The 8,600-nt window shown below is 66.5% G+C and carries 7 protein-coding genes; 6 read left to right on the top strand and 1 reads right to left on the bottom strand.

The genetic code is table 11. The annotated features are described in order from the left end of the window. Positions 1–35: 35 nt before the first annotated feature. Positions 36–1,469, bottom strand: a complete 1,434-nt coding sequence (locus tag BSZ14_RS14970) for an NAD-dependent epimerase/dehydratase family protein (protein WP_076711524.1) — start codon at positions 1,467–1,469, stop codon at positions 36–38. 521 nt (positions 1,470–1,990) lie between these two features. On the opposite strand from BSZ14_RS14970, the gene BSZ14_RS14965 reads away from it, so the two are divergent. The 6 genes from BSZ14_RS14965 to BSZ14_RS14940 all read left to right on the top strand — a co-directional run bounded on the left by BSZ14_RS14965 (position 1,991) and on the right by BSZ14_RS14940 (position 8,546). Further along, entirely contained in the window at positions 1,991–4,153 is a 2,163-nt protein-coding gene (locus tag BSZ14_RS14965; RefSeq protein ID WP_076711523.1) for a TonB-dependent siderophore receptor, read from the top strand. A gap of 2 nt (positions 4,154–4,155) precedes the next feature. After that, entirely contained in the window at positions 4,156–4,962 is an 807-nt protein-coding gene (locus tag BSZ14_RS14960; RefSeq protein ID WP_076711522.1) for an alpha/beta hydrolase, read from the top strand. Further along, on the top strand, positions 4,959–5,234 hold the full coding sequence (locus BSZ14_RS14955) for a hypothetical protein (protein WP_076711521.1): 276 nt from the start codon (positions 4,959–4,961) through the stop codon (positions 5,232–5,234). Before BSZ14_RS14960 ends, BSZ14_RS14955 begins: the two co-directional genes overlap by 4 nt. Next, positions 5,231–5,527 (top strand): hypothetical protein, encoded by a 297-nt coding sequence (locus BSZ14_RS14950; protein ID WP_076711520.1) that lies wholly within the window; start codon positions 5,231–5,233, stop codon positions 5,525–5,527. The genes BSZ14_RS14955 and BSZ14_RS14950 overlap by 4 nt, the downstream gene beginning before the upstream one ends. A gap of 6 nt (positions 5,528–5,533) precedes the next feature. Continuing rightward, positions 5,534–7,132 (top strand): PepSY-associated TM helix domain-containing protein, encoded by a 1,599-nt coding sequence (locus tag BSZ14_RS14945; RefSeq protein WP_076711519.1) that lies wholly within the window; start codon positions 5,534–5,536, stop codon positions 7,130–7,132. A gap of 196 nt (positions 7,133–7,328) precedes the next feature. Beyond that, positions 7,329–8,546, top strand: coding sequence for a DUF2254 domain-containing protein (locus BSZ14_RS14940; RefSeq protein ID WP_076711518.1), 1,218 nt, complete (start codon positions 7,329–7,331; stop codon positions 8,544–8,546). The last annotated feature ends 54 nt before the right edge of the window (positions 8,547–8,600 follow it).

Below are 8,600 nucleotides of genomic sequence, written 5' to 3'. Positions count from 1 at the left end.
CCCCCGGCCCCTCCCCTGAAGGGGAGGGGAGGATTTCATGTCATCCCGCGCCAGGTGCGCTCCTCGGTCCAGACCTGCGCGAAGAAGGGATTGCGATCGGCCTCTGCGGCATAGTTGCCCTGGTCGATCATGCAGGTCGGACACCAATGGCCGCCGCGCAGATACAGGTTCGGGGTCATCGTGAAGCGATGCCCGGCCGCGCAGTCCCATTCGACCGCGCGGTCCGGCTCGATCTCGCCCGCCGCATGACAATGGCCGCCGCGAAACTCCGCGGCCTGACGCAGGTCGTCGGCGCGCCACTGGTCGGCGGATTTGCCCTCGTCATAACCATGGTCGAGCAGGACCGGCTCGCGCGAGGGTTGGGCCAAGGGCATCGCGTCCCAGTCGCGTGGCAGCGCCTCCCAGGCGGCACGCGATCCGAAATAGGCATTGATCTTCGCTGTGTCGTTGTCGGCGATCCAGCGCAGCGACCCGCCGCTGCCCTTGGCCAGCCCCTCGATCCGCCGCCGCACCAGCGACGGAGCGAGGCGTGGGACCAGCCGGACCAGCGCGGGCATATGACGACGGGATTCGGCCTGGAACGCGGCGAGCGACTGCTCGCGGAACGGCACCAGCGCCTCCAGCCGGTCGGAATCGGCATACCATTGCCCGTGGAAATTGCGCGTTGCGAACCAGTGCGGGCGCAGCACCCGACGATATTGCGGCATGCTCACCGCCATGAACTCATGGTTCACGACCCGCGAAGCGGCGCCGCCGCCGATATTGTAGAAACCGCGCCAGAAACGGTCGGGCACCACATCGTCGCACACCGCCGCCATCAACCGGCCGCTGTCGTTCGCGGTCGACCATTCGAACACGCCGTTGATCGGATTGTGGAACATGATCGGATCGAACATCCGCCAGATGTCGTAATGCGCCATTCCGCTCTGGCGCAGCGAGACCCAGTGGCGGATGCCGCTTTGCGCGACGATCGCCTCGGCCTGGGTCTTGGTGACGGCATAATGATCATAGGTGCTGATCTTGATCGGATCGCCGGTGCGACCCCAATGGATCGGGGCGTTGCGGCTGCCGGTCTGGGCGACGGTGCCAATATATACCAGGCGCACCCGTTCAGCCCCGCCGGTGGCGATGATCGCGTCGACGATGTTGCGCGCCCCGCCGACATTGACCCTCGTCACCACATCGCGGGGCAGATTGTCGGCAAGGGGGGACACGAGTCCACCGACATGGAGGACGACGTCGGCGTCGCGTACGCCCTCTTCGATCGACGCGTAATGGGTCAGGTCCCCCCAGACGATCGTCGCCAGGTCTTGCGCGATGATTTTGCGAACGACCGGATGATCCTTTTCCTCGGGTCGGACCAGCGCACGAACCCTCACGTCACCCCGGGCATGGAGTCGCTTGATCGCTTCCCGCCCCATATTGCCGGTCGCCCCCGTCAGAAAGACGATCTTGCCATCAGACGCCATCACACCACCTCATCCCGATATAATAGAACGATAGCGTACGAATATACTGAGGTGTTTGCAATCTGGCCGTGTCGGCGCTGCGCTTCATCGTCGTTCAGATGCTCGACCGTTCGGACCTGGCGCGCAAAGCGGCTTCCCGACCGGCATGATCGCCAGCCCCTCGACCCCGCCGTCCGCGCTGGGAGGTCGGCGACTGGCAACTGCTCTCCTCCGAGGCCTGCAAAGGCCGGGGCCAGCCGGTCAACGATGACGGCCGGTCGAACCGGGACGTCGACCGCGGCCGGGATTCGATGCTCTGCAACCGCTGTGCCGGGTTGCTGGGACGTGGAAGGGGTCATGAGGCACCGCTCCGGCCGTCAGGCCGAAACCTACGTTTTCGAAAAGGGAGGGGGCAACGACGGTCGTAAAATAGCAAAAGGGCAAGAGATGAGATTGACTCGCATTATCCAAAAGGAATAGAGGGCGCTCGAACCTTTCGAGGAAGCGCCGCCGGGGGGCGGCGACCAAGGGGCGGGAGACCTATGAAGATTTGTTGGGGTATGGGCTTGCTGCTGTCGTCGGCGGCGTGGCCGGTGGCGGCGCAGGAGACTAACGGCGACGCGCTGCGTGATACCGAGATCGTCGTGACGGCGACGGGACAGACACAAGCGACGTCGGGTACGAAGACCGCGACCCGCCTGATCGAAGTACCCCAATCCATTTCCGTCATCACGCGCGAGGAACTCGACGTCCGCGCTGTACACAGCGTGACCGAGGCGCTCGCCTATACCGCCGGGGTCCAGGCCGAACAGGACGGGATCGACAGCCGCGCCGACAGCTTTTCGGTGCGGGGCTTTTCGGCGGGCAGCTTCAGCGACAACCTGTTCCTCGACGGCATCCGCCTGCCCGCCGGCGGGCAATGGACACGCACCGCCTTCGATCCCTTCGCGCTTCAGCAGATCGAGGTGCTGAAGGGGCCTTCCGCGGTGCTGTTCGGGCAAGTGGCACCGGGCGGGATCGTCAATCTAGTGACGAAGCGCCCGACCGCGCACCCGCGGGGCGAGATCATGTTGCAGGGGGCCGGGTTCACCGACCTCGGCAAATGGCAGTATCAGGGCGCTGCGGACGTGTCCGGTCCGCTTGCCGCCGACGGCACGGTTCGCGCACGGCTTGTCGGGCTGGCGCGCTATGGCGATGCGCAGATCGATGCGATCAAGACGGGCCGCTATTATATCGCGCCCAGCCTGACCTGGGCGCCCGACGCGGCGACCAGCATTACATTGATGGCGCAGTATCAGCGGGACGAGGGAGGATCGACCTTCCAGTTCCTTCCCTATGTCGGATCACAGCAACCGGGAGCCGGTGGTCGACACATCCGCCTCGACGCCTTTCTGGGTGAGCCGCAGTTCAACACCTATGACCGCAACCAGTATCTGGTCGGCTACGAACTGCGCCACGCCTTGTCCGATCGGTTCGAGCTTCGGCAGAATGGCCGCTACACTCGCGTCGAGACGCTGTTCCAGGGGACCGTGCTGCGTGGCGGCACGCTGGCCAACGGACAGACGATCAATCGTCGCGCGGTGCAGGGCGTCGGCCATTCGGACGGCTATGGCCTCGATACCAAGGTCGAAGGGCGCATCGATAGCGGTCCGCTGGAGCACCGTGTCCTGATCGGCGTCGACATGCTCGACACCGAATGGCGTCACCTGCGCGACCTGTCGACGAACGTGCCGCCGATGCCCGACATCTTCCATCCCGTGTCGCAGGGTATCGGCCGGGTGCTCCAGACGCTGAGCCCGCAAGTCCATCTGAACGCGCGGCTGGAGCAGGTCGGCGTCTATGGCCAGGATCAGGTCACGGTCGGACAGCTTCATGTCACCATGGGCGCGCGCTATGACTGGGCGAAGAACCACCAGGTGAACGAACTGGCGACCGGCGCGACCAATCCGGTGACGTTGACCAAGGCGGACAAGGTGACGTGGCGAGCGGGCGCGACCTGGGTTTCGCCGAGCGGCGTGGCACCCTATGCCAGCTACTCCACCTCGTTCCAGCCGACGACCGGCCAGTATTTCGACGGCACGCCCTTCAAGCCGACGACCGGCGAGCAATATGAAGCGGGCGTGAAATATCAGCCCCGCGGCAGCAACGCGCTGCTCACCGCGGCGGTATACCAGCTGACCCAGAACAATCTCGCCAGCCCCGACCCGGACGAAAGCCATGTCTGCGGCGGCACGACCTGCCAGGTCCAGACCGGGCAGGGGCGGATCCGGGGCGTCGAACTGGAAGGCAAGGCGACATTGGTCGGCGGGCTGAGCCTGATCGCGACCGGCACCTATATGGACAGCGAGATCACCCGTGGCGAGCCGAAGCAGCAGGGCAAACGGCTGGCGCAGGTGCCCGAGTGGATGGGGTCGCTGTTTGCCGACTATCGCTTTGCCGAGGGCGGGCCGCTGGGCGGCGTCGGGCTGGGTGGTGGCGCGCGCTATGTCGGCGTGTCCTATGGCGACACCGCCAATGCCTATCGCGTGTCCGGCTACACGCTATACGACCTGTTCCTGCGAAAGGCCTTCGCCAGCGGTATCATCCTGTCGGTCAATGCGCGCAACCTGACCAACCGACGCTATGTCGCGTTGTGCTCGTCGGCCTCGTCCTGCTTCTATGGATCGGGCCGCACGCTGAACCTGCGGCTGCAATATCGGTGGTGAGCATGGTCGTGGCCTTCATGCTCGCGCTGGCGATACCCGGCACGTCCGTGGCTGCGGAGACGCCCTATACCCTGCCGCACAGCGTCGAGCAGGTCGTCCACGCCGATGGCGGGGAGGTATATCGCATCCTGATCGCCTGGCCGGACGCGCCGCCGCCGCCCGCCGGTTATCCGGTGCTCTATGTGCTGGACGGCGAGGACAATTTCGCGATCGCGGCGCTCACCGCGCGTCGATTGGCGCGGGCGGGGGCACGAAGCGGGGTCGCGGATGGCATCGTGGTCGGGATCGCGGCCGGGCCGCTGGAACGGCGTGTCCACGATTACACGCCCGTCACGCCCGGCTGGACGATCCCCGCGACCATGCCTGCCAGCGGATCGAAGACCGGCGGGGCCGAGGCGTTTCTCGACCTTGTCGAGCGGCAGGTGCAGCCGCTTGTCCGCCAGCACTGGCGGGTCGATCGGTCGCGGGAGACGTTGCTCGGCCATAGTTTCGGCGGTCTGCTCGCGCTCCATGCCGCGCTGACCCGTCCGGCGATGTTCGACGGCGTCGTCGCGGTCAGTCCGTCGCTGTGGTTCGGCGACGGCCTGATCACGCGCGAGGCCGCCGCTGCGAAGGACGCCCCTCCCATCCTGATCGCCGAAGGGGATGGCGCGGCGGCCGCTCCGGCCGCACTGGTCGGTTCGCTCGATCGCGGTGCGAAGCCTGGCCGGGCGCGCTTCCTGCCGCTGCCGGGGCAGTCGCACGGAACGACGATGCTGGCGGCGATGGCGCCGGCGATCCGCTTCGCCTTTGCGGCACCAGGCCGATGATCGCGGCGTGGTGTGCGGCGGCGGCCATCATCGGCGGGGCGATGGGCCTCTATGCCGGTACGCGGCATCAGGCGCTGATCCGTCCGGGCGTGGCGGCGCGTCCCTGCCGGATCGTCGGGACGCTGCTCCTGCTGATCGCGCTGGCGTTGCTGGTGACGGTGCAGGGACCGGCGACGGCCGTCTTCACCTGGGCCACGGCCGCGATGCTGGTGTGGAGCATCGTGCCGGTCGCGATCGGCTGGTGGCGGTTCCGGCAGGGAGCGTCGCGATGAGCCGCCCGCTTCTCACCAGTCGCGACTGGTTCGGGAAGGTGTCGGCCGCGGCCGTCCTGGGCTTCACCCTCGCGCTGGCACTGACCTGCACTTTCGCGACCCTGTTCTCGACCGACGCGGACGTGTTCAGCGCGCAGCGGCAGCTCGCCATGTGGCTGGCGTCGCCGATCTGGTGCGCGATCCTCGGCCTCTGCTTCCTGTTCCGCAGCGGCGCGCGGGCATGGGCTTGCCTCGCGCTCGCCAATCTGGGCGCCTGGGCGTTCTACGTCGCCGCGCGTCTTCTTCTCGGGTGATCGTCGATGCGCACCGATATCGTGAAGACCTATAAGGACGTGCATAGCTGGGTCGGCATCATCGCCGGGCTGGCGCTGTTCGTTGCCTTCTATGCCGGGGCGATCACGATGTTCGCCGAGCCGTTGAACCGCTGGGCCTCCGCGCCGACCCGTATCGCCGCGCCGCCGTCGCTGGATCACACGCCCGAACTGATCGACAAGGTGCTGCGCGCCCGGCCCGATGCGCGCGCCGCGTATACCGTGCATTTCGATACCGGACCCGATCGGCCCGCGCGGCTGAGCTGGACCACCGGCACGCGCCGGGCGCCCGGCCCGACCTTTCTCGCCGCACTGGCGCCTGACGGTGTGTTGCAGGTGGTGCGGCAGGACGCGTCGCCGGTGTCGGAGCTGGTCGACGTGCTTCACCAGCAGGTCGGTCTGCCGTTCAGCCGCAAGGTGGCGATGCCGATCATGGGCGTGATCTCGCTGCTCTATGCCGTCGCCATCATCTCCGGCATCATCTGCCTGCTGCCAAGCCTGACGAAGGACCTGTTCGCGCTGCGTTTCGGCAGGAATGTGAAGCGGATGTGGCTCGACCTGCACAATCTGCTGGGGCTGTTCAGCCTGCCGTTCCACATCGTCATGGCGATCACCGCCGTCATCTTCGCCTTCCATGACCAGATCTACGATGTTCAAGGCGCGGTGAACCAGGTCGGCGCTGCGACGGTCCAGCGGCGTCCCTCACCGCCATCCGGTCCGCCACGCCCGCCCGCCTATGACGCGGTGCGCGACACGCTGTCGCCTGCCGAGTTGCAACGGCGCATCGCGGTCCAGGCACCCGGCTTCGCATTGCGCTCGATCACCTACCACCATGATGCGGATCAGGGCGCGCATGGCGACATCACCGGCGTCGACCCGCGCTATGGGATGCGCGCGCCGACCTATGGCCGGGCGGAGATCGATACCCGCACCGGCGCGATGACCGACGCGGCCTATATGCCGGGGCGGCAGGGTCCATGGTTCGCGGCCGTCACGTCCTTCTTCACGCTGCATTTCGGCAGCTTCGGCGGCGCGCCCGTGCGCTGGTCCTATTTCCTGCTGGGGTTGGCCGGGGCGTTCCTCTTCTACTCGGGCAATCTGCTCTGGATCGAGAGCCGCCGTCGCAAGGAGCGAAAGGCGGGCGCGGTGACGCAGACCCGTGCCACCCATATCCTGGGTAGCCTGACGGTGGGGGTGCCGCTGGGATGCGTCGCCGGTATCTCGCTGACGATCGCCGCCGCGAAGTGGCTGCCGGCCGACCGGGGCGACCTCGCCGCATGGCATAGCGGCATCTACTATTTCGCGTTCGTCGCGGCCGTTGGCTGGGCACTGCTGCGCGGTGCGGGGCGCAGCGGATCGGAACTGCTTTGGGCCGCGGGCGGCGCGACCGCCGCCATTCCGCTCACCACGATCCTGTCCCCTGCGCTGGCGCATGGCTGGAGCCATCCCGGCGCAAGCCGACTGGTCGATCTGGTCGCGATCCTCGGAGCGGCCGGTTTCGCCACGATGGCCAAGGCGGCGCGGCGGCGGGCCGTGGCCGGGCCGCGTGACAGCGTCTGGGCCGACCCGACCCTCGCCACCACATAGGAGAAGGGCAGCCGCCGGTAGCCGCGAGGATTTTGTCGGTGCGGCGGTGCCATTTGCGCCTGCCATAAGTTATCGGTGGCATGTCTCCTCCTGTTTCCGCCGCCACTTCGACTTGTCCATTGGCTCGCTTCGTTGACGATGGAGCCGTGGCGTAATGCGGGGATGGCAATGGGCCGTTCGTCTCCTCACGCGTCAGATGTGGTTTCGCGCCGGGCTGTTCTGTGTTTTCGCGGTGCTGCTCGCGCTGGCCAGCGCGTTCCTCGGTCATACCATTTCGTACGACTTCGCCGCCAAGGTGGGGTCGAAGTCGGTCGACGGCATTCTCAACCTGCTGGCATCCTCCATGCTCGCGGTAACCACCTTCTCACTGACCGCGATGGTTCAGGCCTATGCTGGAGCAACCAGCAACATCACACCGCGCGCCGTGCAATTGTTGATCGACGACAGCACGTCGCAGAACGCGCTGGCGACCTTCCTCGGCAGTTTCCTGTTTGCGATCGTCGGCATCATCGCGCTGTCGACCGGCATCTACGGGAATACCGGGCGCGTCATTCTCTACGCCGGCACCATTCTGGTCATCCTGTTCATCGTCGTGACGTTCCTGCGCTGGATCCAGCACATCGCCCGCTTCGGCCGTGTGTCCGACACGATCGACCGGGTCGAGCGGGCGGCGACCGATGCCGTACGACGGATGATGCAGGCACCCCGTTTCGGCGCAACGGACAGCGTATCGGTCCCGAACGACGCCAGTGTCATACACCATGAAAGGATCGGCCGTATCACCCATGTCGACCTTGCCCAGATCGGTGAGGTCGCCGACGCGATCGGCGCAAACATCCACCTTGTCAGCATTCCCGGCCATCTGGTGGACCCGGCCAAACCGCTTGCCTGGGTCAGGGCGACGATCGACGACGATCAGGCCTGCCTGATCCGGGATGCGTTCACGATCGAACATCATCGTACGTTCGATCACGACCCGCGCTTCGGTCTGGTCGTGCTGGGGGAGATCGCGGCGCGCGCCTTGTCGCCCGCCGTCAACGATCCCGGAACCGCCATTGCGGTGATCGAGGCGGGAACACGCGTCCTGGCAGCGGCCCTGCGCCATCGCCCAGGTGAGGAGCAGTCGCCGCCCGCGCGCGTGACGGTGCCGCCCTTTGCCTTTTCCGATATGATCGAGGACGTGTTTCGCCCCATTGCCCGGGATGGGGCGGGTACGATCGAAGTCGGGCTGCGGCTTCAGAAAGCGCTGGCCGCCCTGGTCGCGGTCGACGAACGGGCGTCGGCCGATTGCCGGAACGAAGCGCAGGATGCCGTCGATCGCGGACGGACCGGCCTGTCCAGCGAGCGCGACATAGACGACCTTTCGCGGCTGCATCACACCTTGTGGAGCAAAGGCGTCGCGGAGGCGTCATAGCTTGGAGACGGGAGCCAGTTGCCCCGATCGCCCATTTTGGCCTGACCGATTGTT

The organism is Sphingomonas sp. Sph1(2015) (genome assembly GCF_001970915.1).
In the GTDB taxonomy this organism is placed as follows: Bacteria; Pseudomonadota; Alphaproteobacteria; order Sphingomonadales; family Sphingomonadaceae; genus Sphingomonas; species Sphingomonas parapaucimobilis.
This window is presented reverse-complemented; position numbering and strand designations above follow the sequence as displayed.

What these genes read in the sequence shown, in the direction of transcription:
- BSZ14_RS14970 (WP_076711524.1), bottom strand. Translation starts at nt 1,469, where the DNA reads ATGGCGTCTGATGGCAAGATCGTCTTTCTGACGGGGGCGACCGGCAAT.
- BSZ14_RS14965 (WP_076711523.1), top strand. Translation starts at nt 1,991, where the DNA reads ATGAAGATTTGTTGGGGTATGGGCTTGCTGCTGTCGTCGGCGGCGTGG.
- BSZ14_RS14960 (WP_076711522.1), top strand. Translation starts at nt 4,156, where the DNA reads ATGGTCGTGGCCTTCATGCTCGCGCTGGCGATACCCGGCACGTCCGTG.
- BSZ14_RS14955 (WP_076711521.1), top strand. Translation starts at nt 4,959, where the DNA reads ATGATCGCGGCGTGGTGTGCGGCGGCGGCCATCATCGGCGGGGCGATG.
- BSZ14_RS14950 (WP_076711520.1), top strand. Translation starts at nt 5,231, where the DNA reads ATGAGCCGCCCGCTTCTCACCAGTCGCGACTGGTTCGGGAAGGTGTCG.
- BSZ14_RS14945 (WP_076711519.1), top strand. Translation starts at nt 5,534, where the DNA reads ATGCGCACCGATATCGTGAAGACCTATAAGGACGTGCATAGCTGGGTC.
- BSZ14_RS14940 (WP_076711518.1), top strand. Translation starts at nt 7,329, where the DNA reads ATGTGGTTTCGCGCCGGGCTGTTCTGTGTTTTCGCGGTGCTGCTCGCG.